This window comes from Pseudomonas lyxosi (assembly GCF_047758685.1).
Taxonomy (GTDB): Bacteria; Pseudomonadota; Gammaproteobacteria; order Pseudomonadales; family Pseudomonadaceae; genus Aquipseudomonas; species Aquipseudomonas lyxosi.
On record NZ_CP180481.1, the window covers coordinates 668336 to 693291 of the forward strand.

The following is a 24956-nucleotide window of genomic DNA, read 5'->3' on the forward strand; positions in this document are numbered from 1 at the left end:
AGGATGCGATCGAAATTACTCTTCACGGGCCGTAGCCTCCGCACTGATAGGGCTGGCGTATTCGGCCTTCAACCGACCGTCCTGGTCCAGAAGCCAGGCGTCCATGATTTGACGCACCACGGGCGCGGCGACGCCGGAACCGGACTCGCCGTTCTCGACCATCACCGACACCACGATTTGCGGATTGTCGGCGGGTGCGAAGCCGACGAACAAGGCGTGGTCGCGATGCCGCTCCTGGACCTTGGAGCGGTCGTACTTCTCACCCTGCTTGATCGCGACCACCTGAGCCGTACCACTTTTGCCCGCGATGCGGTATTGAGCGCCGATCGCCGCTTTGCGTGCCGTACCCCGGGCACCGTGCATCACCTGTTGCATGCCGTGGTTGACCTTGGTCCAGTCGGACGGGTCACGCAGGATGATGTCCGGCATCGGGTTTTCATCCTTCGGCCGCTCGCCTTCGACGGTCTTGGCCAGGTGCGGACGGTTCCAGACACCCTTGTTCGCGACCAGCGCCGTGGCCTGGGCCAGTTGCAATGGCGTTGACTGCATGTAGCCCTGACCGATCCCGAGAATCAGCGTTTCCCCGGGGAACCAGGCCTGGCGCCGGGTTGCACGCTTCCATTCACGGGTAGGCATCAGTCCCGGCGACTCTTCGAACATGTCCAGCGAAACCTTCTGGCCGATGCCGAACTTGCTCATGTACGCCGATAGCCGATCGATTCCCAGTTTGTGGGCCAGGTCGTAGAAGTAGGTGTCGTTGGACCGCATGATCGCCGTGTCCAGATCGACGTAGCCGTCACCGGTACGGTTCCAGTTACGGTATTTGTGATCGTAGTTGGGCAACTGGTAATAGCCGGGGTCATACACCCGACTCGACGCGTTCACAACGCCAGCATCCAGGCCGGCAATTGCCACGGCCGGTTTGATGGTCGAGCCCGGCGGGTACAGGCCGCGCAGCACGCGGTTGAACAGCGGCCGATCAATGGAATCGCGCAGCTCGGAATAGGCCTTGAAACTGATGCCGGTGACGAACAGGTTCGGGTCAAAACTCGGCTGACTGACCATCGCCAGGACTTCGCCGGTTTTCGGGTCCAGCGCTACCACTGCGCCACGGCGACCACCGAGTGCAGCTTCGGCGGCCTCCTGCAATTTGATGTCCAGGCTCAGGACGATGTCCTTGCCGGAAATCGGTTCGGTACGTTTGAGTACCCGCAGCACGCGGCCACGGGCGTTGGTCTCGACTTCTTCGTAACCGACCTGACCGTGCAATTCGGGCTCGTAGAAGCGCTCGATGCCGGTTTTGCCAATTTGATGGGTGCCGCTGTAACTCACCGGGTCCAGAGACTTGAGCTCTTTCTCGTTGATCCGCCCCATATATCCCACCGAGTGCGCAAAGTGCGCGCCCTGCGGATAGTGACGCACCAACTGCGCGACCACTTCCACGCCCGGCAGACGGAACTGATTCACCGCGATGCGGGCGATCTGTTCTTCGGTCAGCTCGAACAGGATCGGCACCGGCTCGAACGGCCGGCGCCCCTGACGCATGCGTTTCTCGAAGATCACCCGGTCCTCGGGCGTCAGCGCCAGCACTTCGACGATCACGTCGAGCACTTGCTGCCAGTCGCCGGAGCGCTCGCGGGTCATGCTCAGGCTGAAGCTGGGCCGGTTATCCGCCACCACCACGCCATTGCGATCGAAGATCAACCCGCGAGTTGGCGGAATCGGCTGCACATGGACGCGGTTGTTTTCCGACAGAGTCGAGTGGTACTCGTACTGGATCACCTGAAGGAAATACAGCCGCGCGATCAGCACAGCGATAAGCGTCACGACCGCAATTGCCCCGAACACGACGCGGCCACGCACCAGACGGGCGTCTTTTTCGTGGTCCTTGATGCGGATCGGCTGGGGCATGAGGGCAGAACTACTTGTGGTAAGGGTGGCCGGACAGGACTGTCCAGGCACGATACAGCTGTTCGCCGATCAGGATTCGCACCAGCGGGTGCGGCAACGTCAACGGCGAGAGCGACCAGCGCTGATCGGCCCGGGCACAGACTTCCGGCGCCAGCCCTTCGGGGCCGCCGACCATGAAATTCACCGTGCGCGAGTCCAGCCGCCAGCGATCGAGCTCGACCGCCAGCTGCTCGGTGCTCCAGGGCTTGCCATGGACTTCGAGGGTCACAACGCGCTCGTTCGGCCCGACCTTGGCCAGCATGGCTTCGCCTTCCTGACGGATGAAGCGCGCCACGTCGGCGTTCTTGCCACGGGTGTTGAGCGGTATTTCCACCAGTTCCAGCGCCAGCTCGGACGGAAGACGCTTGGCATATTCATGCCAGCCTTCTTCCACCCACTTGGGCATGCGTGAACCGACGGCGATCAGTCGCAGTCGCACAGCGGTCCCTTATTGCTGGTCTTTGTTGAGCTTGACGAAGTGCTCATGGGTGTTTTCCGGGCTGTGGTGAGCCGCGTTCAGAGCACGACTCTGTTCTGCACCGGACCACAGACGCTCCAGGTCGTAAAACTGACGAGCCGAAGCGGTCATCATGTGCACGATGACGTCATCCATATCCAGCAGGACCCAGTCGCTGTCGCCCTTGCCTTCTTCACCCAGTGGCTTGACGCCCAGGGCTTTGACCGCTTCGCGGACCTTGTCCAGCATCGCGCCGATCTGACGGTTCGAAGTACCGGTAGCGATGATCATGAAGTCAGTGATGCTCTGCTTTTCACGAACGTCGATTACCTGGATGTCCTGGCCCTTCACGTCTTCCAGGGCCGCTACGGCAACCTTGACCAGCTCTTCGCCGCGCAGCTCGGGCCCGGTTAGAGCCTCTACTGGCAGAGGGGCGCTCTTGAACGTGCCTTTGCGCTTTACTTTAGTTACGTCTTTGTTCGTCATATAAAACTCGTTTTGCTCGTATGTTCGGGCGCTTCGGTACACGCGTTCACGTGTTTTGAAGCGCTCCCTTTTTCAGTTCGACGCACGGTAGAGACCGTGCGCATCGATGTAGGCCAGGACCGCGTCGGGCACCAGGAAACGTACCGACTTACCGCTGGCCAGCAGTTGACGGATCTGGGTGGCGGATACCGCGAGCGGTGTCTGCCAGACGAATGCAATCTGTCCGCTCGGCCCTTTGAGGGCCAGCGGGTCGCTCACCGAGCGTGCCGCCAACAGATTGCGCAAGGCATCCGGCGGTTCGCTGTCGGCATCCGGGCGTTGCAGCACCAGGATGTGGCAATGCTGGAGCAACTCTTCCCAGCGGTGCCAAGTGGGCAGGCCGCAAAATGCGTCCCAGCCCAAAAGTAGAAAAACCTGGTCTTCAGCGGCCAGTTCGGCGCGCATCAGTTCCAGGGTGTCGATGGTGTAGGACGGTTTGTCCCGCTGCAATTCGCGGGCGTCCACCACCAGCGGCGCCACACCGGCCACCGCGCACTCGACCATCGCCAGACGGTCTTTCGCCGACACCTGCGGCGTACCGCGATGAGGTGGTCTGGCACTGGGTGTCAGACGCAGCTCATCGAGCGCCAGCGATTCGGCGACTTCCAGCGCACTGCGCAAATGGCCGATGTGCACCGGGTCGAAGGTCCCGCCCAGTATGCCGATGCGTCGAGGCGCAGGCTCGCTGGCGGTTTCCGGGGCTGACAGGTCGAGGTCGCCCAAGTCAGTCCGACGCCTGGCCGCGCAACTGGCCATCACCGACCACGATGTACTTCTCGCAGGTCAGACCTTCGAGGCCCACCGGGCCGCGGGCGTGCAGCTTATCAGTAGAAATGCCAATCTCGGCACCCAATCCGTATTCGAAGCCATCAGCGAAGCACGTCGGGGTGTTAATCATTACCGACGACGAATCGACTTCCGCGACGAAACGCCGGGTGTCAGCAAGGTTTTCGCTGACGATCGAATCGGTGTGATGGGAGCCGTACTTATTAATGTGTTCGATGGCCTGGTCCAGCCCGTCGACCACACGGATCGAAAGAATCGGCGCCAGGTATTCGGTGCTCCAGTCGTCTTCGCTAGCGGCAACAGCCTCGATGATCGCCCGGGTGCGTTCGCAGCCGCGCAGCTCGACGCCTTTTTCGCGGAACTGTGCAGCCATCGATGGCAGGAAATCCTTGGCGACCGATTGGTCCACCAGCAGGGTTTCCATGGCACCGCAGATGCCATAGCGGTAAGTCTTGGCATTGAAGGCGATGCGTTGGGCTTTCGGCAGGTCGGCGTGGGCACTGACGTAGACGTGGCAGATGCCGTCCAGATGCTTGATAACCGGCACGCGCGCGTCACGGCTAACGCGCTCGATCAGGCCACGACCGCCACGGGGCACGATAACGTCGACGTATTCTGGCATGGTGATCAGTGCGCCAACGGCGGCACGGTCAGTGGTTTCGACCACTTGCACCACGGCGGCAGGCAAATCGGCTTCGGCCAGACCGCGCTGGATGCAGGCGGCAATGGCACGGTTGGAATGAATCGCCTCGGAACCGCCGCGCAGGATGGTCGCGTTGCCAGACTTCAGGCACAGGCTGGCGGCATCGATGGTCACGTTCGGCCGGGACTCGTAGATGATCCCGATCACGCCCAACGGCACGCGCATCTTGCCGACCTGAATACCCGACGGGCGAAAGCTCATGTCGCGGATCGCGCCGACCGGGTCCGGCAGAGCCGCCACCTGACGCAGACCGACGATCATGCCGTCGATGCGGTCCGGGGTCAGCGCCAGACGCTCAAGCAATGCCGGTTCAAGACCATTGGCACGGCCAGCGGCCAAATCCAGTTCATTGGCAGCCGTCAGCTCGGCGCGTGCGGCGTCCAACGCATTGGCAGCAGCCTGCAAGGCGCGGTTTTTCTGCGCGGTGCTGGCACGGCCGATGACGCGAGAAGCTTCGCGGGCAGCGCGACCCAATCGGGTCATGTAGTCAAGAACGGACTCAGTCATTGTCTGTGGTGGTCTTTGCTAAGGTCTTGGTAAAGAGTAAAGCGGCAGATTATAGCTGTCGCGTCCCGGGACTAACAGCGGTGACGGGCGGATGGTCGAAATGGAGGGCAATTTGCCGACGTTCAGCCGTGATTAAGCTGCAAATTGTTATCATCACGACTCAATCAGCCCTGATAAACGCCGTTCATCATGACCAACCTGACTGTTCCCACGTCCGCGACGAGCCTGTCCAAGGGGCTCGCGGATGCATTTTTCGACAGAGATGCTCAAACACTGGCGCGGGATCTACTCGGCAAAGTCATCCGTCACCGGGTCGGCGACCTGTGGCTCAGCGCCCGGATTATTGAGACTGAAGCCTATTACTTCGAAGAAAAAGGCAGCCACGCCTCCCTCGGCTACACAGAAAAACGTAAGGCTTTGTTTCTGGATGGCGGCCATATCTATATGTATTACGCCCGGGGTGGCGATTCCCTGAACTTCAGCGCTCAGGGGCCGGGCAACGCTGTGCTGATCAAATCCGCCTATCCGTGGGTCGATGACTTGAGCGGGCCGGCGAGCCTGGCGCAGATGCTGTTGAACAATCCCGACGCCCAAGGTCGCCCTCGCCCCTCGCAAAAGCTTTGTGCCGGACAGACTTTGCTCTGCAAGGCGCTGGGCCTGAAGGTGCCGGTCTGGGACGCCAAGCGCTTCGACCATGAAGTGCTGCTGGTGGAAGATGTCGGCCCGGCACCCGTTCACATCATACAAACCACGCGTTTGGGCATTCCCCACGGGCGCGATGAGCATTTGATGTACCGCTTCGTCGATGCGGCTTACGCGCCGTATTGCACGAGAAACCCGTTGCGACGGGGGCAGGTCGAAGGTCGCGATTATTTTTTGCTGTGAGTACAACTCCTGCGGGGGTCAATCAATAAGAGGGAGTTGTTTTTATGGGCCAATGGCTCGATAGCGTGACCGGTTGGTTGACGGTCAACCCGCAATGGCTGGCCGCGGCGGTGTTCATAGTGGCCTGCGTGGAATGCCTGGCGATTGCCGGGCTGATCGTGCCCGGCACAGTGCTGCTGTTTGCCGTGGCGGTACTGGCCGGCAGCGGCGCGCTGTCGCTGGGCGAAACGCTGTTGCTGGGGTTCCTCGGCGGCGTGCTGGGCGACATCATTTCGTACTTCCTCGGGCGACATTTCCATCAGAACATCCGGCGTTTGCCAGGGTTGCGCCATCATCCGGAATGGATCGCCGGGGCCGAGGCGTATTTCCAGCGCTACGGCATCGCCAGCCTGTTGGTCGGGCGCTTCATCGGTCCGCTGCGGCCGATGTTGCCGATGGTCGCCGGGATGTTCGACATGCCCTTCCCGCGTTTCGCCGCCGTCAGCCTGCTGGCCGCCGCCGGTTGGAGCGTCGCGTATCTGCTGCCCGGCTGGGCCACGGGGGCGGCAATTCGCTTGCCGTTGCCAGAGGGCTTCTGGCCTGAGGCCGGCATCGTCGCCGGCAGCATCGTCGTCATGGTGGGCTTGAGTGCCACCAGCAGTCTGCGCCGTCATCGCAAAGCGACGATGCTGATTACCGGAATGAGCTTTCTGATTCTGGCGGGACTGTTTATCGGCTATCCGCACCTGACCGCCCTCGATCAGGGTGTGATGACCCTGGTGCAGGAACATCGCAGCCCGATGCTCGATGAAGTGGCGGTGACGTTCACGCTGATCGGCGAGTTTCGCAACATGCTGTTGTTCAGCGCCCTGCTGACGGGTTTGCTGTTGCTCACCCGGCAATGGCGCCAGGCGATTTTCGCCGGTAGCACCTTGCTGTGCACCGCGCTGGGCAACACCGTGACCAAACACTTTTTCGCCCGCGTACGCCCGGAAGTGTTGAGCGATCCTCTGACCAGCTACAGCATGCCCAGCGGTCACGCCTCGGGCTCTTTTGCGCTGTTTCTGACGCTGGCCGTGCTGGCCGGCCGCGGACAACCGCCGCGCATGCGCCTGACCTGGCTGCTGCTAGGTTGCTTGCCGGCACTGGCGATTGCCCTGTCGCGGGTGTACCTGGGCGCGCACTGGCCAACGGATGTGTTGGCCGGCGCGATGCTGGCAGCGTGCGTGTGTGCCGCGAGTTTGTGGCTGAATCAGCGCCCGGCACCGCTCAACGCCATGCCACCGAAGGTCTGGTGGCTGGTGCTTCCGGCGATGGTGGCGCTGTTCGGGTTCTTCGCGTTGCGGCATTTGCCGCATGCGATGTTGAGATATGCGTATTGATGCCGAATTACCTGTAGCAGCTGCCGAGCCTGCGAGGCTGCGTTCGAGGGCGAAGCCGTCGTAAAACCAGACAACGCGGTCTTTCAGGTAAACCGCATAAGCAGGATTTGCGAGGACTTCGTCCTCGAACGCAGCCTCGCAGGCTCGACAGCTGCTACGGGCTGCGATCTTTTAGCGGGTGTCAGGCAAACAACTCACCCTGCAACTCATCCAGCAGCGCCTGAATCGCATCCAGTCGCTGCTGCGGATCATCGAGTTGCAGCAGGTCGATCTTGTCCACCTCGGCAAACGGCAACAGATACGCCAACTGATTGGCCAGTGACTGCTGCCCGGTTGCTTCGGTACCCATGTTCAACGCTTCGACCATCGGGTGTTCGGCCAAGGCTTTGAGCAGCGCAACCAAGTCGGCGTCTTCGTCCTGCAGCGGTTGCTCAGGTTCGTCCTCCAGCCACTCGACCTCGGCGACGGTCAGCTGATCGCGCTGAACCTCGGTGCGCAACACGTGGAAACGCCGTCCGCCCTGTACCCGAATGCCCAGCAAGCCATTGTCCTGCTGTTTGAAATCAGTGATCAGCGCCTCGCATCCGACCAGCGCATAGCCCGCCGGGGCGATGCCGACTTCTTCGCCGTCGAGGATGCACACCACGCCGAAGCCGCCGCCCTGTTTCATGCAGCGACTGATCATGTCCAGGTAGCGCGCCTCGAAGATCTGCAAATCGAGGATGCAACCAGGAAACAACACCGTGTTCAGCGGAAAAAGCGGCAAGCTCATAGACATTTCCTTACACCACCATCGACACCGCCAACGGCAGGAAAACTGCCGTGGCCACGCCCATCAGACTCATCGCCAGCGCCGCGAAGGCGCCGCATTCTTCATTTTCCTGCATTGCCACCGCAGTGCCTACCGCGTGCGCCGTCATGCCCAGTGCCATACCGCGCGCCTCAGGGCTGTGCACACCCAGCCTGGTCAAAAGACTCGGCCCGAATATCGCCCCGATCACCCCGGTAATCAACACGAACACTGCCGCCAGCGCCGCGACGCCACCGATCTGCTCTGCCACCAGCATGGCAATCGGCGACGTCACCGACTTCGGCGCCATGGTCATCAGGATCATGTGTTCGGCACCAAACGACCAGCCCAGCAATACGCCCATGCCGGTGGCGACGACGCCACCTATCACCAGCGTAGTAAATATCGGCCAGAACAACTGCCGAATGCGTCGCAGATTGAGGTACAGCGGCACAGCCAGCGCAACGGTCGCAGGCCCTAGCAGGATACTGAGGATCTCGGTGCTCTTGCGGTACTCGGCATAGGTCAGACCGCAACCCACCAATACGCCGATCACCAGCAGCATCGAGACCAGCACCGGCTGCAGAAAGATCCAGCGAGTTTTCTCGAACGCCGCCAGCACCAACTGATAAGCCCCCAGCGTAATACCGATGCCGAACAATGGATGATGAATCACCGACGTCCAGGCGCCGTGCCAGTCGAGGATCATTGGCCGTCCTCACGATGAGCATGACGCTTGACCATGCGCTGCATCAGCACGCCAGCGAAGGCCAGGGACAGCAACAGTGACAACACCAGCGCACCGACGATGGCCCAGAAATCCGCGGCAATGTCTTTGGCGTAAACCATCACACCCACGGCTGGCGGTACCAGCAGCAACGGCAGGTAACGCAGCAGGCTGCTGGCCGCGAGGTTCAGCGGTTCGCCGACCTGGCCACGACTGATCAGGAACACCAGCAGCAACAGCAGGCCGACAATCGGCCCCGGCAGTACCGGTAAAAACAAGTGGTTGATGGCTGTGCCCAGCAATTGGAACAGCACCAGCCAGGTCAGGCCACGTAACAACATCCGTCATCTCCCGCCAATATCATCCCGCACAAGCGGGCCGAGCATTATAAGCACGCCAACGCTATAGACCGGCATTCGCCAAAATCATGGTCAGTTGACCGGAGCCATTTGCCATGTTGATCTAAAGTGGTAATCCGGGAGGTCAAATCCCCCCACCTCAAAACTATAAAACCGATGAACCCAAGGAGAGTCTCAATGCCCTATGTTCCAGTTGCAGAGCTCAAAGATTATGTCGGCAAGGAACTCGGACGTTCCGAATGGCTCACCATCGATCAGGAGCGCATCAACCTGTTCGCCGAAGCCACAGGGGACTATCAGTTCATCCACGTCGACCCGGTCAAAGCCGCGCAAACGCCATTTGGCAGCACCATTGCACACGGTTTCCTGTCGCTGTCGCTGATCCCCAAGCTGATGGAAGACATCCTGATTCTCCCTGAAGGGGCGAAGATGGTGGTCAACTACGGCCTGGATACCGTGCGCTTCATCCAGCCAGTGAAGGTCAATTCCAGGGTACGACTCAAGGTCGACATGAACGAAGTCATCGAGAAAAAGCCCGGTCAATGGCTGCTCAAGGCCACCGCCACGCTTGAGATCGAAGGCTCGGAAAAACCGGCCTACATCGCCGAACCACTGTCCCTCTGCTTCGTGTAACCCATCCCGGATGCGAAGCAGCTCATGCTGTTTCGCGCCCTCTCCTGTTTCCTGGCTATATAAGGTCAAACAGCTGCGGCATACTCGGTCGCCTAATTGCCCGGATCCCGCTATGCGCCCACTTGCACTCCTCGCTCTGACCCTATTGCTCACCGCTTGCGGCGACGGCGAATCGCTGTTGCCCCCCGACGCCCGCTTGCCGGACGGCGGACGCTATCGCGGTGAACTGGTCAACGGATTGCTGCAAGGCCAGGGCCGTATCGATTACCCGAACGGCAGCTGGTACGCCGGCGACTTCGACAAGGGCCAGTGGCATGGCCAGGGCGAATGGCACGGCAGCAACGGCGAAGTCTATCGCGGGGGATTCAATCTAGGGCTGTTCGACGGCAAGGGCACACTGACCACCAGCGGCAGCAGCTTCACCGGCGGATTCAAAGCCGGTCGACGGGACGGCGAAGGCACCCTCAAAGAAAACGGTATGACCTACCGCGGTGAATTCAAGGCCGATCAATATTCAGGGCTCGGTCGTCTCGAGCTCGAAGACGGCAGCTCCTATCAGGGCCAGTTTGCCCACGGCAAACCCAACGGCGAAGGCCAGCGGGGCGACGCCAGCGGCAATCAGTTCACCGGGCATTTCGTCGACGGTCAGCTCGAAGGCAACGGGACTTTCAACAGCGCCGATGGCGATATCTATGTCGGCGGCTTCAAGAACAACCAACTGCACGGTAAGGGCCGTTACGAGAACGCCGACGGTGATGTCTGGCTCGGTCAATTCAAGGAAGGTTCGCTGAACGGCAAGGGCGAGTTGATCGGCGCCGACGGCAGCCATTACATCGGCCAGTTCAGTGACTGGCGTTTCACCGGCCAAGGTCGATTGAACCTGTCCGACGGCAGCTTCTACATCGGCCAGTTCGACGGTGACAGTTACTCGGGGCACGGCACCCTGGTGCTGACTGACGGCACGGTGCAAAGCGGTACGTGGATCAATGGTCAGCGCGTTCGCGATGCCGATGGCAAGCTGCTGCCCGACAGCCTGGAACTCGGTTTGCTGGCCCAGGGCCGTTTGCTCGACGATGCACTGTCCAACGTGCCGGCTTCAACCCCGGCGGTCGAGTTGTATACCTTGACCCTTGGCGGTGACGGCAAGCAAAGCGTGTTCCTGCGCGAGTCCGATTACGTCAGCAACATGCTCAGCAGCCGCTTTGGTGCGTTTGGCCAGATCCGCCTGGTGAACCATCGCGACCACCTCGTCGACCGGCCGATGGCCACCCGGGAAAACCTGCGCCGCGCCGCCGCCGCCCTGGCCGAACGCAGTGGCCCGGAAGACTTGATCTTTATCTACATGACCAGTCACGGCACCAGCGAACACGAACTGGTGCTCGACCAGCCGCGCATGGAACTGTCCGATCTGCCGGCCGACGAACTCGCCGCGGTGCTCTCTCCGCTGAAAAACCGCGACAAGATCATCGTGATTTCGTCCTGTTACTCCGGTGGCTTCATTCCCGCGCTCAAGGATGAACGCACCCTGATCATGACCGCCTCGCGCGCTGACCGCGTGTCCTTCGGCTGCTCGGAAGAAGCCAACTTCACCTACTTCGGCGATGCGCTGTTCGCCCAGGCACTGAACCAGACCGACGATCTGGAGCAAGCCTTCAAACTGGCCAAGGCCACCGTCGCCGAACGTGAACTGGCGGACAGCTTCGAAGCCTCTGAACCGCAGATCTGGGCGCCGAAAACCGTTCTCTCTCACTGGCAGCTGTTACGCAAGCAGCAGGCACGAAAAGCACTACAAAGTGTCTCTATCAGCAACAAGGATGCAAAGAGCAACTAAGCTGAATAGTATCAAGGGGGAAACACTATGTACTTGACGCCTCAGCACGTACTGCTTGCCGGAGCTACCGGTTTGACCGGTGAACATCTTCTTGACCGTCTGCTCAATGAGCCAACGATTTCACGGGTATTGGCACCCTCACGCCGGCCATTGGCCGAGCATCCCCATCTGGAAAACCCGGTCGGCGACCCTGCGGTGTTTCTGCCGCAATTGAATGGTCGCGTCGACATCGCCTACTGCTGCCTGGGCACCACAATCAAGAAAGCCGGCTCGGAACAGGCGTTTCGCGCGGTAGACCTGGACATGGTGGTGGCGTTCGCCAAACGTGCACGGGAGATGGGCGCGCGGCACCTGATCGTGATCAGTGCCCTGGGGGCCGATCGCAGGTCCTCTATTTTCTACAACCGGGTCAAAGGCGAGATGGAATATGCATTGCGTGCACAGGACTGGCCGCAACTGACCATTTGCCGACCTTCGCTGCTGCTGGGCGAGCGCATGGAACCGCGTATGGCTGAGCAATTCGTCGGGCCTTTGTCCCGCTTGATCCCCGGCAAATACCGCGGCATCGAAGCCTGCCAACTGGCCCGCGCCATGTGGCGACTGGCGCTGGAAGAGCAGGATGGGGTGCGGATTGTCGAGTCGGATGAGTTGCGCAAGCTTGGCAAATAATTCCCTCGCACAGATCGTTCCCACGCTCTGCGTGGGAATGCCTCAATGGACGCTCTGCGTCCGCTTTGGGACGCAGAGCGTCCCGGGCCGCATTCCCACGCAGAGCGTGGGAACGATCAGTCAGAGACCACCCGTCGCCTGAAAACTTACCCCGATCACCGTAAGCACCGACAGCGGCAACAGCAGCGTGTCGAGCAACGCACTGGCCGGCAGGTCGACGCCCGGATAGCTCGGAGCTTCTGCGCCGAAGCGGTCCATGGCGCAGCAGCCGCCGTTCATGGCATACAAATCCAGACGCGTCCCCGAATACACCACTGGCGCCCCTGGCTTGGCGGCATCCAGCGTTCGCGCCGTGGCGCAGCCAGCCAATTGCAGCGCCAGCACAATCGCCAGCAGCTTATTCATCGCTGGTCAGATGGTGTTCGCCCCAACGCGGCAGCATGTCCTGGGGAATGTTCAGAAGATTGAGAATTCGCGCCACGACAAAATCGATCAAGTCGTCGATGGTTTGCGGCTGATGATAAAAGCCTGGCGACGCCGGCAAAATCGTCACGCCCATGTTCGACAACTTGAGCATGTTCTCCAGATGGATGCTCGAATACGGCGCCTCACGCGGCACCAGAATCAGCTGACGACGTTCCTTCAAGGTGACGTCGGCGGCACGCTCGATCAGGTTGTTGCAGGCCCCCGTCGCAATAGCCGACAAGGTCCCGGTGGAACACGGCACCACCACCATCGCCGCCGGCGCACCGGAGCCCGAGGCCACCGGCGACATCCAGTCTTCCTTGCCATACACCCGAATCTGTCCGGCGGCAGCGCCGGTGTATTCGGTGAGGAAGGCCTGCATCATCTGGGTTTTCGGCGGCAACGTAACGTCAGTCTCGGTGGCCATCACCAGTTGCGCAGCCTTGGAGATCATGAAGTGCACCTCGCGGTCTTCACGAATCAGACAGTCAAGCAGGCGCAAACCATATTGGGCGCCGGAAGCGCCGGTCATCGCCAGCGTGATGCGTTCCGGGCCGTTGTTCATTGCAGCGCCTCGGCGAGTTTGCCATGCAGGCCGCCGAAGCCGCCGTTGCTCATGATCACCACGTGAGTACCGGGCTGGGCCTGGCTCTTCACGCGCTCGATGATGCCTTCCAGCGAATCACTGACGATCGACGGCACCGTGCACAACGCAGCGGTCGCGCCCAGATCCCAACCGAGGTTGGCCGGCGCGTACCAGATCACCTGATCGGCATCGACCACGCTTTCCGGCAAGCCGTCGCGGTGAGCACCGAGCTTCATGGAGTTGGAGCGCGGCTCGATGATAGCAATCAACGGTGCATCGCCGATGCGCTTGCGCAGACCGTCGAGGGTCGTCGCAATAGCCGTCGGGTGGTGAGCGAAGTCGTCGTAGATGGTGATGCCGCGCACTTCCGCGACTTTCTCCATCCGGCGCTTGACGCTTTTGAATGCGCTCAGCGCAGCGATGCCCATGGACGGCACAACACCGACGTGGCGCGCCGCAGCCAGCGTGGCCAGAGCGTTGGCGACGTTGTGTTGGCCGGTCATGTCCCACTCGACCACACCTTGGGCAACACCTTCGAACATCACTTCAAACTTCGAACCGTCTTCGCTCAGCAGTTTGACCTGCCACTGACCGCCGGCACCGGTGGTTTGCACCGGGGTCCAGCAGCCCATCTCGATCACTCGCTGCAACGCAGGCTCAGTGGTCGGATGGATCACCAGGCCTTCGCTCGGAATAGTCCGCACCAAATGGTGGAACTGCCGCTCGATGGCGGGTAGATCGGGGAAGATGTCGGCGTGATCGTATTCCAGGTTGTTCAGGATCGCCGTGCGCGGGCGGTAGTGAACGAACTTGGAGCGCTTGTCGAAGAACGCGCTGTCGTACTCGTCGGCTTCGATCACGAAGAATGGGGTGTCACCCAGACGAGCGGACACCGAGAAGTTTTGCGGCACGCCGCCGATCAGGAAACCCGGGCTCATGCCCGCGTGTTCCAACACCCAGGCGAGCATGCTGCTGGTGGTGGTTTTGCCGTGAGTACCGGCGACGGCCAGCACCCAGCGACCTTGCAACACGTGATCCGCCAGCCATTGCGGGCCGGAAACGTAGGGCAGGCCTTTATTCAGCACGTATTCGACAGCCGGGTTGCCGCGGGACATGGCGTTGCCGATCACCACTAGATCCGGTGCCGGATCGAGCTGCGCCGGGTCATAGCCTTGGGTCAACTCAATGCCCTGAGCCTCCAGCTGAGTGCTCATCGGCGGATAGACGTTGGCATCAGAGCCCGTCACGTGATGGCCCAGCTCTTTGGCCAGAACCGCCATCGAACCCATGAAAGTGCCGCAGATACCAAGAATGTGAATGTGCATTAGTCGACCTCGTAAAACATGGCCGCAGGTTAGCGTAGGGTGGGAAAATTCGCACTCTTTAGGTGAGACCATAAATCGTTCCCACGCTCCGCGTGGGAATGCAGCAAGGGACGCTCTGCGTCCCAGAAGCGGACGCGGAGCGTCCGGGGAGGCATTCCCACGCGGAGCGTGGGAACGATCATTACGCGGAACGGGCGATGCCGTGTTTACGCAGTTTTCGATAAAGGGTGTTACGGCTGACGCCAAGTTGTTCAGCCGTATGAGTCATATGCCAACGCGTCTGTTCCAGCGCATTCAGCAACGCCAGCCGCTCAGCATCATCCAGCGGATGCTCCGAAGGCTCTTCAACGGCAACAACCGGAACCGGCCGAGCCTGACGAATCATCACCGGCAAATCCTCCAGCCCGATCCTCCCGCCGTCACACAACGCCGCTAACGTGCGCAGCACATTGCGCAACTGCCGCACGTTCCCTGGCCAGGCGAAAGCCAGCAACGCCTGGCGTGCCGGACCGTCGATCAATACGGTTTCCCCGCCCGCCTCTTCGGCCAGCAAAAAGTCGAGCAGCTGGGATTTATCACTGCGATCACGCAACGCCGGCAGCGCAACTTCCAGCCCATTGAGCCGGTAATACAAATCCTCGCGGAAGCTGCCGTCCTGCACCCGCTCCAGCAGATTACGGTGAGTGGCGCTGATGATCCGTACGTTGACCGATTCCGGCTCGCCGCCGATCGGCACCACCTGACGATCTTCCAGCACCCTTAATAGCCGGGTCTGCAAGGCCAAGGGCATGTCGCCGATTTCATCGAGGAACAAAGTCCCGCCATCAGCCTGCTGCAACTTGCCGCGCATGCCTTCCTTGCGAGCACCGGTAAAGCTTCCGCCGCGATAGCCAAACAGTTCGCTCTCGATCAGGCTTTCGGGGATGGCGGCGCAGTTGAGGGCGACGAAGGCTTTTTCTGCTCGCTGGCTGGCCTGGTGGACGGCTTTGGCAAACGCTTCTTTGCCGGATCCGGTTTCGCCGTTGATCAGTAGCGGTACGTCCCGCTCGAACACGCGCAAGGATTTGCGGAAGTCCTCTTGCAACCCCGTGTCGCCCAGACAAATGCCCGACAAGCGCGAAGGTTCGGCGATCACCGGACTTTGCACCACCGGCACCGGAATGCTGCGTGGCTGCCCGCGCAACAGCGCAAACAGACTCCGTCCGTCGCGCGTGCGCAAAGGCCAACTGGCGCTGGCATTGACGCTGGCGCGGCCGAGCAATTCATCCAGCGAGCAGTCGAAAAACGCCTCCACCGGCTTGCCCAGCAGCCCACCGCGAATATGCCCCAGCAGGTTCAGCGCACTCTGGTTGACCGCGCTGATCCGCCCTTCCCCGTCAAACGCCAGTAACCCTTCGCTGAACAGCCCGACGGATTCGGCCTGAAGGTGAAAACGCAGCAACCATTGATTGTCGAAATAACGCAGGAAGTAGCAGCTCTCGATCATCTTCGCCGAAAGATTGACCAGGGCCATGGTGTGGAACTGGCTTTGACGAGAGACCTCATGGCGCGCCGAGGACACGTCGAGCACCGCCAGCAGTTCGCCATGTGGGTCGAACACCGGGCTCGCCGAGCAGGTCAGGCCGGTGTGACGGCCGCGAAAATGCTCGTCCTGATGGATGGTCAGGGACTGACGCTCCACCAGACAGGTGCCGATGCCGTTGGTGCCTTCGCAGGCTTCGCTCCAGTCCGCACCGAGCCAGAGGCCGGCGCGTTCGAAGATTTTGCGTTCGGCAGGTGCGGTAACGCAATTGAGGATCACACCGCGGGCGTCAGTCAGCAGCACCGCGTGGCCGGCACCGGAGAGTTGCTGATGAAGGCTGGTCATTTCGCTGCCGGCGATGTGCAGCACTTGCTGCAAGCGCTCGCGGCTTTCCAGGACGCGGCCATGTTCCAGCACCGTCGGCGCCATGGTCAGGGCCGGGTCGAGGTGATAGTCCTCAAGACAGCGCAGCCAGGAACGGGCAATCGACGGATCGCTGCCGGGGCCGTGCAGATGGGATTTGCCCTGGGTGACGGTCAGGACCTGCTGGGCATGGCGACTCAAATGGTTGTCGTGCATTTCTTATTGTTCTCCCCACAGGATCTGGCTCGCTTCCATGTAGCAGCTGCCGAAGGCTGCGTCCGGCTGCGAAGCGGCCGTAAACCTGAACATCGGATTTGTTGCAGAAACCGAGGCGAGTGCTTCGCCCTCGAACGCAGCCTTCGGCAGCTGCTACAAGGGCAATGCGTTCACACGAACGCCGAGCATCCTCCAGCCTAGCCTTCATTGCAATGCTGGCAAGACCGCCCGGTCACAGGTTGCGCCAGAAGCGGTACAAAGTGTCACGGCGACCGTACCGAAACCGTCACAGACAGAGTCCGTCGGTCCGACAAAAACTGCGTAAGGCCTTGATTTTCCTGACCTGCAAGGCAGTGGCCCGACCTTTGCTCTACGCTTATAGCAAGCGCACATGCGCTCTCCCTTATAAGCACAAAAGCCAAGGAGAAATCACCATGCGTTACGCTCACCCCGGTACTGAAGGCGCTATCGTTTCGTTCAAGAGCAAATACGGTAACTACATCGGCGGCGAGTTCGTCGCGCCTGTTAAAGGTCAGTACTTCACCAATACCTCGCCAGTAAATGGCCAACCGATTGCCGAATTCCCGCGCTCCACGGCCGAAGACATCGAAAAAGCCCTGGACGCTGCCCACGCGGCCGCCGATGCCTGGGGCGCCACGTCCGCCCAGGCTCGCTCGCTGGTGCTGCTGAAAATCGCCGACCGCATCGAACAGAACCTCGAAGTCCTGGCAATCACCGAATCCTGGGACAACGGCAAAGCCGTGCGTGAAACCCTCAACGCCGACATCCCGCTGGCTGCCGACCATTTCCGCTACTTCGCCGGTTGCATCCGCGCTCAGGAAGGCAGCGCCGCCGAGATCGATGGCAACACCGTGGCGTATCACATCCATGAACCACTGGGCGTGGTCGGGCAGATCATCCCGTGGAACTTCCCGATCCTGATGGCCGCCTGGAAACTCGCCCCGGCCCTGGCGGCCGGTAACTGCGTGGTGCTCAAGCCTGCCGAACAAACGCCGCTGGGCATTACCGTGCTGATGGAGCTGATCGGCGACCTGCTGCCGCCGGGCGTGCTGAACGTCGTGCAAGGCTTCGGCAAAGAAGCCGGCGAAGCCCTGGCCACCAGCAAACGCATCGCCAAGATTGCCTTCACCGGCTCGACCCCGGTCGGCTCGCACATCATGAAATGTGCCGCCGAAAACATCATTCCGTCCACCGTGGAGCTGGGTGGCAAGTCGCCGAACATCTTCTTCGCCGACATCATGCAAGCCGAAGAAACCTTCATCGAAAAAGCCGCCGAAGGCCTGGTGCTGGCGTTCTTCAACCAAGGCGAAGTCTGCACCTGCCCTTCCCGCGCATTGGTGCAAGAGTCGATCTACGACGACTTCATGAAAGTCGTGATGAAGAAAGTGTTGTCGATCAAACGTGGCGACCCGCTGGACACCGACACCATGGTCGGCGCCCAGGCGTCCGAGCAGCAATTCGACAAAATCCTTTCGTACCTGGAAATCGCCAAGGGCGAAGGCGCCGAGCTGCTGACCGGCGGCAAGGTGGAAAAACTCGAGGGCAACCTGGCGACCGGGTATTACATCCAGCCGACCCTGCTCAAGGGCACCAACAAAATGCGCGTGTTCCAGGAAGAAATCTTTGGCCCGGTGGTGAGCATCACCACGTTCAAGGACGAAGCCGAAGCCCTGGCCATCGCCAATGACACCGAGTTCGGCCTGGGTGCCGGCCTCTGGACCCGCGACATCAACCGCGCCTATCGCATGGGCCGCGCCATCAAGGCCGGTCGTGTGTGGACCAACTGCTACCACCTGTACCCGGCGCACGCCGCGTTCGGCGGTTACAAAAAATCCGGCGTCGGTCGTGAAACCCACAAGATGATGCTCGACCATTATCAGCAGACCAAAAACCTGCTGGTGAGCTACGACATCAATCCGTTGGGCTTCTTCTAAAAAGCGTGGGCGATGCAGATGTTTCTGCGTCGCCCTTTCAATAGTCATCGCGAGCAAGCTCGCTCCCACAGTGATTTGGGCTAGCCCCAACAAGTGAGCTCACCCCAAAACCCTGTGGGAGCGAGCTTGCTCGCGATGGCATCCTTAGCGACACATCAAAACCATCCCCCTGCCCCTCTGGCACGGGCTTTGCGTGCCCGCTCCACACCTAAATGACGTACCTGAAAGTCCAACAGATCAAAAAATAAAAAAGACAGCGAGGACTTATGACTTCTACTACACAGCTCAAACCCACACTCGGCACCCTGCATTTATGGGGCATTGCCGTCGGCCTGGTGATTTCCGGCGAGTATTTCGGCTGGAGTTACGGCTGGGGCACCGCAGGGACCCTGGGTTTCCTCGTCACCGCATTGATGGTGGCGACGATGTATACCTGTTTCATCTTCAGCTTCACCGAATTGACTACCGCGATTCCCCACGCGGGCGGGCCGTTTGCCTACAGCCGGCGAGCCTTTGGTGAGAAAGGCGGACTGATCGCCGGCATCGCCACCCTGATCGAATTCGTCTTTGCGCCCCCGGCGATTGCGATGGCCATCGGCGCCTACCTCAACGTGCAATACCCGGAACTGGACCCGAAGATCGCCGCCGTTGGCGCGTATTTCGTGTTCATGGGCTTGAATATCCTCGGCGTCAGCATCGCCGCCACTTTCGAACTGGTGGTCACCGTGCTGGCGGTCGCCGAATTGTTGGTGTTCATGGGCGTCGTTGCGCCGGGCTTCAGCTTCAGTAATTTCGCGCTTAACGGCTGGTCGGGCGCCAACGAGTTCACCATGGGCTCGATTCCCGGCATCTTTGCGGCGATCCCCTTCGCGATCTGGTTTTTCCTCGCCATTGAAGGCGCGGCGATGGCGGCCGAAGAAGCCAAGGACCCGAAACGCACGATTCCCAGGGCTTATGTCAGTGGCATTCTGACCTTGGTGTTCCTGGCCATCGGCGTGATGGTGATGGCGGGCGGCGTCGGCGACTGGCGTCAACTGGCGAACATCAACGATCCGTTGCCTCAGGCAATGAAAGCCGTGGTCGGCAACAATTCGAGCTGGATGCACATGCTGGTGTGGATCGGCCTGTTCGGTCTGGTGGCGAGTTTCCACGGGATCATTCTCGGTTACTCGCGGCAATTCTTTGCGCTGGCCCGGGCCGGTTACCTGCCTCGTGGTCTGGCCAAGCTCTCGCGCTTCCAGACTCCGCACCGGGCGATCCTGGCCGGCGGCGTGATCGGCATCGCGGCGATCTACAGCGACGGTCTGGTCAACCTGCAAGGCATGACCCTGACGGCAGCAATGATCACCATGTCGGTATTCGGTGCCATCGTGATGTACATCATCAGTATGCTGAGCCTGTTCAAACTGCGTAAAACCGAGCCGAACCTTGAACGCACCTTCCGCGCGCCGGGCTACCCGATCGTGCCGGGGATTGCGCTGTTTCTGGCGGTGGTGTGCCTGGTGGCGATGGCCTGGTTCAATACGCTGATCGGGTGTGTGTTCCTCGGGTTCATGGCTGCCGGTTACTTGTATTTCCAATTGACCGCCAAGCAGCGCTTCGATGCGCCGGCGGACGCGATGCTCGAAGGCGTCTGAGTTGCACCGGCGCCGGGCTGATTCCCGGCGCCTGCCTTATTGAAGTGCACAACAATCCCCTGTGGGAGCGAGCTTGCTCGCGATAGCGGTGTGTCATTCAGCATATTTGTCGGATGTAAGACCGCTATCGCGAGCAAGCTCGCTCCCACAGTGGTTCGGTGGTGTATTTGAGTTATTTATAGAATCAGGAGGACTCCGTCCCATGGCCGCATTTGCCCATTCCGTCGGCGCCCAGACCTATCGCTTCGAGAGTCTCAAGGACGTCATGGCCAAGGCCAGTCCGGCGCGCTCCGGGGATTTTCTGGCCGGCGTCGCCGCCCTCAACGATGGCGAGCGTGTGGCCGCGCAGATGGCCCTCGCCAACATCCCGCTCAGCCACTTTCTGCAAGAAGTACTCATTCCTTACGAAGCCGATGAAGTCACCCGACTGATCATCGACACTCACGACAAACAAGCCTTCGCCGCCGTCAGCCACCTCACTGTCGGCGGCTTTCGCGACTGGCTGCTCAGCGATGCCGCCGACGAACAGAGCCTGCGCGCCCTCGCGCCAGGCCTGACCCCGGAAATGGTCGCCGCCGTGTCGAAGATCATGCGCGTGCAGGATCTGGTGCTGGTAGCGCAGAAAATTCGCGTGGTCACCCGGTTCCGCGGCACGATGGGCCTGCGCGGTCGGCTATCCACCCGCCTGCAACCCAACCACCCCACCGACGAACCGGCCGGTATCGCCGCGAGCATTCTCGACGGTCTGCTGTACGGCAACGGGGACGCGATGATCGGCATCAACCCGGCCACCGATAGCATCTCCTCGATCTGCGCCATGCTGGAAATGCTCGACGCAATCATTCAGCGCTACGAGATTCCGACCCAGGCCTGCGTGCTGACGCATGTCACCACGTCCATTGAGGCCATAAATCGCGGTGTCCCGCTGGACCTGGTGTTCCAGTCGATCGCCGGTACCGAGGCGGCCAACGCCAGTTTTGGTATCAACCTGAATGTGCTGCAGGAAGGTTACGACGCCGGTTTGAGCCTGAATCGCGGCACGCTGGGCCAGAATCTGATGTATTTCGAGACCGGCCAAGGCAGCGCCCTGTCAGCCAACGCCCACCACGGCATCGATCAACAGACCTGCGAAACCCGCGCCTACGCCGTGGCGCGACATTTCAAACCGTTCCTGGTGAACACGGTCGTAGGATTCATCGGCCCGGAATACCTCTACAACGGTAAACAGATCATCCGCGCCGGCCTCGAAGACCACTTCTGCGGCAAGCTGCTGGGCGTGCCCATGGGTTGCGACATCTGTTACACCAACCACGCCGAAGCCGACCAGGACGACATGGACACCCTGCTGACCCTGTTGGGCGTGGCCGGGATCAACTTCATCATGGGCATCCCCGGCTCCGACGACATCATGCTCAACTATCAGACCACCTCGTTCCACGACGCCCTTTACGCACGCCAGACCCTGGGCCTGAAACCGGCGCCGGAGTTCGAACAATGGCTGGCGAGAATGGGCATTTTCACCCAGGCAGACGGCAAGATTCACTTCGGCGACAGCCTGCCGCCAGCTTTCCGCCAAGCGATGGCGCAACTGGGATGAGTGTTGAAATGGATAAACCACCCGTTGATCCACAGAACCCGTTGCTGGAACTGCGGCGCCTGACGCCGGCGCGGATCGCCTTGGGAAGAACCGGCACCAGCATGCCGACCAGCGCGCAGCTGGATTTCCAGTACGCCCACGCTCAGGCACGGGATGCGGTGCACTTGCCGTTCGACCATGTGGGGCTCAGCTCACAACTGGCTGAACGCGGGCGTGCCAGTTTGCTGCTACACAGCGCCGCTACGGACCGGAACAGTTATTTGCAACGCCCCGATTTGGGGCGAAAGCTGAGTGATGAGTCGGCGCAGACACTGCGCGATTACGCATTGGCCAATCCCGGCGGTGTCGATCTGGCCATTGTCGTTGCCGATGGCTTGTCGGCGTTGGCCGTTCATCGCCATACCCTGCCGTTTCTGGCGCGGATGGAAGATCAGATTGTGAATGACGGCTGGTCCGTCTCACCGGTCATTCTGGTGGAACAGGGTCGAGTCGCCATAGCCGACGAGATCGGCGAACTGCTGGGTGCGAAAATGGTGGTAATCCTGATCGGCGAACGCCCTGGCCTCAGCTCCCCGGACAGCCTGGGGCTGTATTTCACCTACAATCCAAAGGTCGGGCTGACGGATGCCTATCGCAACTGCATCTCCAACGTCCGACTCGAAGGCCTGAGTTACGGCATGGCGGCACACCGTTTGCTGTATTTGATGCGCGAGGCCTGCCGGCGGCAGCTGTCAGGGGTCAATCTGAAGGACGAAGCCCAGGTTCTGACACTGGAGTCGGACGCAGGAGCGGACACGAAAGGTAATTTCCTACTGAGTCAGTCGGATACCTGAACCGTTTCCGCATTGCGTTTCTGATTCAGTTTCAGGCAGGATCGATGCACGGCCGCCAGGGTTTCCCGTCGCCGTCACCATGTAAGACAGCCACTTGAAGACGAGACCTACCATGCGGATTATTCAAGCGACCCTCGAACACCTGGACCTGTTGACCCCGTTGTTCGTTAAATATCGCGAGTTTTATGGCTCCCTGGCTTATCCGGACTCGTCCCGGGCGTTCCTTGAAAAGCGCCTGCGTCGCAAGGAGTCGGTGATCTATCTGGCCCTGGCCGATGACGACAGCAACAAACTGATGGGTTTCTGTCAGTTGTATCCGAGCTTTTCGTCCCTTTCGCTGAAGCGCGTGTGGATCCTCAACGACATCTACGTCGCCGAAGAGGCCCGCCGCCAGCTGGTGGCCGACAACCTCATCCGCACCGCGAAGAAAATGGCCAAGGAAACCAACGCTGTACGCATGCGCGTTTCCACCAGCAGCAACAACGAAGTCGCGCGGAAAACCTACGAATCCATCGGATTCAAGGAAGACACCGAGTTCAAGAACTACGTGTTGCCGATTAGCGACGAGCTATAAGTCGAAAAGATCGCAGCCCTTACGGGTACGGCCAGAGGCTGCGATCTTCTCTCACTGCACGCCGAAATCCCCCGCTACAAACTCAACGCTCTTTTCACCTCTCAGCCCGTATAATGCCGACCTTTCCGGCTTGTAAGAAAAACTACACCCGTCTGTAGCCTTTCGCGAAGTCATCCGCACAGGCCTGCCGAGTCGGGCCGTCACCTCAGGTGCTCTCCATGGATTTCAACCCGCTCGACCTTATCCTGCATCTCGATGTTTACCTCGATTTGCTGGTAAACAACTACGGGCCATGGATTTACGCCATTCTGTTCCTGGTGATCTTCTGCGAAACCGGTCTGGTGGTGATGCCGTTCCTGCCGGGCGATTCCCTGCTGTTCATCGCTGGCGCAGTAGCCGCCGGCGGCGGCATGGACCCGGTGCTGTTGGGCGGCCTGCTGATGCTGGCGGCGATCCTTGGCGACAGCACCAACTATGTGATCGGACGAACGGCGGGTGAGCGTTTGTTCAGCAACCCGAACTCGAAAATCTTCCGACGCGACTACCTGCAGCAAACCCACGACTTCTACGACAAACACGGCGGCAAAACCGTGACCCTGGCGCGTTTCCTGCCCATCATCCGCACCTTTGCACCGTTCGTCGCCGGCGTCGCCAAAATGCCTTACCCGCGTTTCTTCGCCTTCAGCATCCTCGGCACCATCCTGTGGGTCGGTGGCCTGGTGACCCTCGGTTACTTCTTCGGCAACGTACCGTTCATCAAGCAAAACCTGTCGCTGCTGGTCGTAGGCATCATCCTGCTGTCGCTGGTACCGATGATCATCGGCATCATCCGCAGCCGCTTAAGCAACGCCGCGTCCAAAGCTCAATCGCGCTGATTCACCATGTGGTCCCTTAGCGCCTGGCGTCGCCAGCGCATCCTGGCCAAGCATCCGATTGCCGACGACATGTGGCAGCGGGTGCGCCATCACTTGAGTTTTCTCGATGGCCTTAGCGCTGCTGAAGACCAGTGGCTGCGTGAAGCCAGCGTGCTGTTCCTCCAGGACAAACACCTGACCGCCCTGCCCGGTGTTGATCTCCACCAGGAGCAACGCCTGCTACTCGCCGCCCAGGCGCAATTGCCGTTGTTACATCTGGGCGATCTGAACTGGTATCAGGGTTTCCACGAAATCGTCCTCTACCCCGACGACTTCCTCAGCCCCCAGCGCCATCGCGATGCCAGCGGCGTCGAGCACGAATGGGACGGCGAACACAGCGGCGAAGCCTGGCAGCAAGGCCCGATCATCCTCGCGTGGCCCGGCGTGATGGCCAGTGGTGGCTGGGAAGGCTACAACCTGGTGATCCACGAACTCGCGCATAAACTCGACATGCTCAACGGCGACGCCAACGGCCTGCCGCCGCTGCACGCCGACATGCGGGTCAGCGACTGGGCCAAGGTCATGCAAGAGGCCTACGACGACCTTGATCGGCAACTGGAGCGCAATCCCGACGCTGACACAGCCATCGACCCGTACGCTGCGGAAAACCCGGCCGAATTCTTCGCAGTCACCAGCGAATACTTCTTTAGCGCCCCGGATTTGCTGCACGAGGCGTATCCTCAGGTCTATGAACAGCTGAAGTTGTTTTATCGTCAGGACCCTCTGGCCCGGCTGCGGCAACTTCTGGCCGAAGACCCGGTCTATCAGGCACGCGACTAAGGTCTC

The 24956-nt window shown here is 60.6% G+C and carries 24 protein-coding genes; 12 read left to right on the forward strand and 12 right to left on the reverse strand.

Going from position 1 to position 24956, the window contains the following annotated elements; genetic code table 11:
• Nucleotides 1–15 precede the first annotated feature (15 nt).
• From mrdA to ACMXYI_RS03240, 5 genes are all read right to left on the reverse strand, one after another.
• Entirely contained in the window at nt 16–1911 is a 1896-nt protein-coding gene (gene mrdA / locus ACMXYI_RS03220) for a penicillin-binding protein 2 (RefSeq protein WP_415771626.1), read from the reverse strand.
• 10 nt (nt 1912–1921) lie between these two features.
• Entirely contained in the window at nt 1922–2389 is a 468-nt protein-coding gene (gene rlmH, locus ACMXYI_RS03225; protein WP_007937439.1) for a 23S rRNA (pseudouridine(1915)-N(3))-methyltransferase RlmH, read from the reverse strand.
• Nucleotides 2390–2398: 9 nt separating this feature from the next.
• On the reverse strand, nt 2399–2893 hold the full coding sequence (gene rsfS, locus ACMXYI_RS03230; RefSeq protein WP_415771628.1) for a ribosome silencing factor: 495 nt from the start codon (nt 2891–2893) through the stop codon (nt 2399–2401).
• A gap of 72 nt (nt 2894–2965) precedes the next feature.
• The gene (gene nadD / locus ACMXYI_RS03235; RefSeq protein WP_415771630.1) at nt 2966–3655 is read right to left on the reverse strand and encodes a nicotinate-nucleotide adenylyltransferase; all 690 of its coding nucleotides are present in this window, start codon (nt 3653–3655) and stop codon (nt 2966–2968) included.
• Nucleotide 3656: 1 nt separating this feature from the next.
• Nucleotides 3657–4928 (reverse strand): glutamate-5-semialdehyde dehydrogenase, encoded by a 1272-nt coding sequence (locus ACMXYI_RS03240; RefSeq protein WP_415771632.1) that lies wholly within the window; start codon nt 4926–4928, stop codon nt 3657–3659.
• 189 nt (nt 4929–5117) lie between these two features.
• Between ACMXYI_RS03240 and ACMXYI_RS03245 the strand changes: the two genes are divergently transcribed.
• Both ACMXYI_RS03245 and ACMXYI_RS03250 read left to right on the forward strand, forming a co-directional pair.
• The gene (locus ACMXYI_RS03245; RefSeq protein WP_415771634.1) at nt 5118–5813 is read left to right on the forward strand and encodes a DNA-3-methyladenine glycosylase; all 696 of its coding nucleotides are present in this window, start codon (nt 5118–5120) and stop codon (nt 5811–5813) included.
• Between the two features lie 44 nt (nt 5814–5857).
• The gene (locus ACMXYI_RS03250) at nt 5858–7174 is read left to right on the forward strand and encodes a bifunctional DedA family/phosphatase PAP2 family protein (protein WP_415771635.1); all 1317 of its coding nucleotides are present in this window, start codon (nt 5858–5860) and stop codon (nt 7172–7174) included.
• A 181-nt stretch (nt 7175–7355) separates the two neighbouring features.
• On the opposite strand, the gene ACMXYI_RS03255 is transcribed toward ACMXYI_RS03250, so the two are convergent.
• Genes ACMXYI_RS03255 through ACMXYI_RS03265 form a run of 3 tightly spaced genes read right to left on the reverse strand, consistent with a single transcriptional unit; the run spans nt 7356 to nt 9032 of the window.
• Nucleotides 7356–7946, reverse strand: coding sequence for an LON peptidase substrate-binding domain-containing protein (locus ACMXYI_RS03255; protein WP_084319700.1), 591 nt, complete (start codon nt 7944–7946; stop codon nt 7356–7358).
• Nucleotides 7947–7956: 10 nt separating this feature from the next.
• Nucleotides 7957–8673, reverse strand: coding sequence for an LrgB family protein (locus ACMXYI_RS03260; RefSeq protein ID WP_415771636.1), 717 nt, complete (start codon nt 8671–8673; stop codon nt 7957–7959).
• Nucleotides 8670–9032 carry a CidA/LrgA family protein gene (locus ACMXYI_RS03265; RefSeq protein ID WP_129440876.1) on the reverse strand — a complete coding sequence of 121 codons (363 nt, stop codon included), beginning with the start codon at nt 9030–9032 and terminating at the stop codon, nt 8670–8672. Before ACMXYI_RS03265 ends, ACMXYI_RS03260 begins: the two co-directional genes overlap by 4 nt.
• A 195-nt stretch (nt 9033–9227) precedes the next feature.
• Between ACMXYI_RS03265 and ACMXYI_RS03270 the strand changes: the two genes are divergently transcribed.
• From ACMXYI_RS03270 to ACMXYI_RS03280, 3 genes are all read left to right on the forward strand, one after another.
• Nucleotides 9228–9683: a MaoC family dehydratase gene (locus ACMXYI_RS03270; RefSeq protein ID WP_415771638.1), complete on the forward strand. Its 456-nt coding sequence runs from the start codon at nt 9228–9230 to the stop codon at nt 9681–9683.
• Between the two features lie 112 nt (nt 9684–9795).
• Nucleotides 9796–11514: a C13 family peptidase gene (locus tag ACMXYI_RS03275; RefSeq protein WP_415771639.1), complete on the forward strand. Its 1719-nt coding sequence runs from the start codon at nt 9796–9798 to the stop codon at nt 11512–11514.
• Between the two features lie 27 nt (nt 11515–11541).
• Nucleotides 11542–12183: an oxidoreductase gene (locus tag ACMXYI_RS03280; RefSeq protein ID WP_415771640.1), complete on the forward strand. Its 642-nt coding sequence runs from the start codon at nt 11542–11544 to the stop codon at nt 12181–12183.
• 120 nt (nt 12184–12303) lie between these two features.
• On the opposite strand, the gene ACMXYI_RS03285 is transcribed toward ACMXYI_RS03280, so the two are convergent.
• The 4 genes from ACMXYI_RS03285 to ACMXYI_RS03300 all read right to left on the reverse strand — a co-directional run bounded on the left by ACMXYI_RS03285 (nt 12304) and on the right by ACMXYI_RS03300 (nt 16660).
• Nucleotides 12304–12588: a YceK/YidQ family lipoprotein gene (locus ACMXYI_RS03285; protein WP_046055560.1), complete on the reverse strand. Its 285-nt coding sequence runs from the start codon at nt 12586–12588 to the stop codon at nt 12304–12306.
• The gene (gene ubiX / locus ACMXYI_RS03290) at nt 12581–13213 is read right to left on the reverse strand and encodes a flavin prenyltransferase UbiX (protein ID WP_046048695.1); all 633 of its coding nucleotides are present in this window, start codon (nt 13211–13213) and stop codon (nt 12581–12583) included. The genes ACMXYI_RS03285 and ubiX overlap by 8 nt, the downstream gene beginning before the upstream one ends.
• Nucleotides 13210–14559: a UDP-N-acetylmuramate:L-alanyl-gamma-D-glutamyl-meso-diaminopimelate ligase gene (mpl, locus tag ACMXYI_RS03295; protein WP_046055562.1), complete on the reverse strand. Its 1350-nt coding sequence runs from the start codon at nt 14557–14559 to the stop codon at nt 13210–13212. The genes ubiX and mpl overlap by 4 nt, the downstream gene beginning before the upstream one ends.
• A gap of 181 nt (nt 14560–14740) precedes the next feature.
• Nucleotides 14741–16660: a sigma-54-dependent Fis family transcriptional regulator gene (locus ACMXYI_RS03300; RefSeq protein ID WP_415771643.1), complete on the reverse strand. Its 1920-nt coding sequence runs from the start codon at nt 16658–16660 to the stop codon at nt 14741–14743.
• A gap of 434 nt (nt 16661–17094) precedes the next feature.
• Between ACMXYI_RS03300 and exaC the strand changes: the two genes are divergently transcribed.
• The 7 genes from exaC to ACMXYI_RS03335 all read left to right on the forward strand — a co-directional run bounded on the left by exaC (nt 17095) and on the right by ACMXYI_RS03335 (nt 24950).
• Nucleotides 17095–18615, forward strand: a complete 1521-nt coding sequence (gene exaC, locus ACMXYI_RS03305) for an acetaldehyde dehydrogenase ExaC (RefSeq protein ID WP_033054129.1) — start codon at nt 17095–17097, stop codon at nt 18613–18615.
• A gap of 266 nt (nt 18616–18881) precedes the next feature.
• Nucleotides 18882–20252, forward strand: coding sequence for an ethanolamine permease (gene eat / locus ACMXYI_RS03310; protein WP_033054127.1), 1371 nt, complete (start codon nt 18882–18884; stop codon nt 20250–20252).
• Between the two features lie 202 nt (nt 20253–20454).
• A complete protein-coding gene (locus ACMXYI_RS03315; protein WP_415771645.1) occupies nt 20455–21849 on the forward strand; it encodes an ethanolamine ammonia-lyase subunit EutB in 1395 nt (464 codons plus the stop codon).
• A gap of 8 nt (nt 21850–21857) precedes the next feature.
• Entirely contained in the window at nt 21858–22682 is an 825-nt protein-coding gene (eutC, locus tag ACMXYI_RS03320) for an ethanolamine ammonia-lyase subunit EutC (protein ID WP_415771647.1), read from the forward strand.
• 112 nt (nt 22683–22794) lie between these two features.
• Nucleotides 22795–23256 carry a GNAT family N-acetyltransferase gene (locus ACMXYI_RS03325; protein ID WP_008153569.1) on the forward strand — a complete coding sequence of 154 codons (462 nt, stop codon included), beginning with the start codon at nt 22795–22797 and terminating at the stop codon, nt 23254–23256.
• A 218-nt stretch (nt 23257–23474) separates the two neighbouring features.
• Nucleotides 23475–24131: a DedA family protein gene (locus ACMXYI_RS03330; RefSeq protein WP_415771649.1), complete on the forward strand. Its 657-nt coding sequence runs from the start codon at nt 23475–23477 to the stop codon at nt 24129–24131.
• Between the two features lie 6 nt (nt 24132–24137).
• Nucleotides 24138–24950 carry a zinc-dependent peptidase gene (locus tag ACMXYI_RS03335; RefSeq protein ID WP_415771651.1) on the forward strand — a complete coding sequence of 271 codons (813 nt, stop codon included), beginning with the start codon at nt 24138–24140 and terminating at the stop codon, nt 24948–24950.
• The last annotated feature ends 6 nt before the right edge of the window (nt 24951–24956 follow it).

Coding starts and splice junctions, on each gene's coding strand:
- ACMXYI_RS03245 (WP_415771634.1), top strand. CDS start 5,118: ATGACCAACCTGACTGTTCCCACGTCCGCGACGAGCCTGTCCAAGGGG.
- ACMXYI_RS03265 (WP_129440876.1), bottom strand. CDS start 9,032: ATGTTGTTACGTGGCCTGACCTGGCTGGTGCTGTTCCAATTGCTGGGC.
- mrdA (WP_415771626.1), bottom strand. CDS start 1,911: ATGCCCCAGCCGATCCGCATCAAGGACCACGAAAAAGACGCCCGTCTG.
- ubiX (WP_046048695.1), bottom strand. CDS start 13,213: ATGAACAACGGCCCGGAACGCATCACGCTGGCGATGACCGGCGCTTCC.
- ACMXYI_RS03325 (WP_008153569.1), top strand. CDS start 22,795: ATGCGGATTATTCAAGCGACCCTCGAACACCTGGACCTGTTGACCCCG.
- ACMXYI_RS03285 (WP_046055560.1), bottom strand. CDS start 12,588: ATGAATAAGCTGCTGGCGATTGTGCTGGCGCTGCAATTGGCTGGCTGC.
- ACMXYI_RS03270 (WP_415771638.1), top strand. CDS start 9,228: ATGCCCTATGTTCCAGTTGCAGAGCTCAAAGATTATGTCGGCAAGGAA.
- ACMXYI_RS03335 (WP_415771651.1), top strand. CDS start 24,138: ATGTGGTCCCTTAGCGCCTGGCGTCGCCAGCGCATCCTGGCCAAGCAT.
- ACMXYI_RS03260 (WP_415771636.1), bottom strand. CDS start 8,673: ATGATCCTCGACTGGCACGGCGCCTGGACGTCGGTGATTCATCATCCA.
- ACMXYI_RS03275 (WP_415771639.1), top strand. CDS start 9,796: ATGCGCCCACTTGCACTCCTCGCTCTGACCCTATTGCTCACCGCTTGC.
- eat (WP_033054127.1), top strand. CDS start 18,882: ATGACTTCTACTACACAGCTCAAACCCACACTCGGCACCCTGCATTTA.
- rsfS (WP_415771628.1), bottom strand. CDS start 2,893: ATGACGAACAAAGACGTAACTAAAGTAAAGCGCAAAGGCACGTTCAAG.
- ACMXYI_RS03250 (WP_415771635.1), top strand. CDS start 5,858: ATGGGCCAATGGCTCGATAGCGTGACCGGTTGGTTGACGGTCAACCCG.
- ACMXYI_RS03240 (WP_415771632.1), bottom strand. CDS start 4,928: ATGACTGAGTCCGTTCTTGACTACATGACCCGATTGGGTCGCGCTGCC.
- ACMXYI_RS03280 (WP_415771640.1), top strand. CDS start 11,542: ATGTACTTGACGCCTCAGCACGTACTGCTTGCCGGAGCTACCGGTTTG.
- exaC (WP_033054129.1), top strand. CDS start 17,095: ATGCGTTACGCTCACCCCGGTACTGAAGGCGCTATCGTTTCGTTCAAG.
- eutC (WP_415771647.1), top strand. CDS start 21,858: ATGGATAAACCACCCGTTGATCCACAGAACCCGTTGCTGGAACTGCGG.
- ACMXYI_RS03255 (WP_084319700.1), bottom strand. CDS start 7,946: ATGAGCTTGCCGCTTTTTCCGCTGAACACGGTGTTGTTTCCTGGTTGC.
- mpl (WP_046055562.1), bottom strand. CDS start 14,559: ATGCACATTCACATTCTTGGTATCTGCGGCACTTTCATGGGTTCGATG.
- ACMXYI_RS03315 (WP_415771645.1), top strand. CDS start 20,455: ATGGCCGCATTTGCCCATTCCGTCGGCGCCCAGACCTATCGCTTCGAG.
- ACMXYI_RS03330 (WP_415771649.1), top strand. CDS start 23,475: ATGGATTTCAACCCGCTCGACCTTATCCTGCATCTCGATGTTTACCTC.
- ACMXYI_RS03300 (WP_415771643.1), bottom strand. CDS start 16,660: ATGCACGACAACCATTTGAGTCGCCATGCCCAGCAGGTCCTGACCGTC.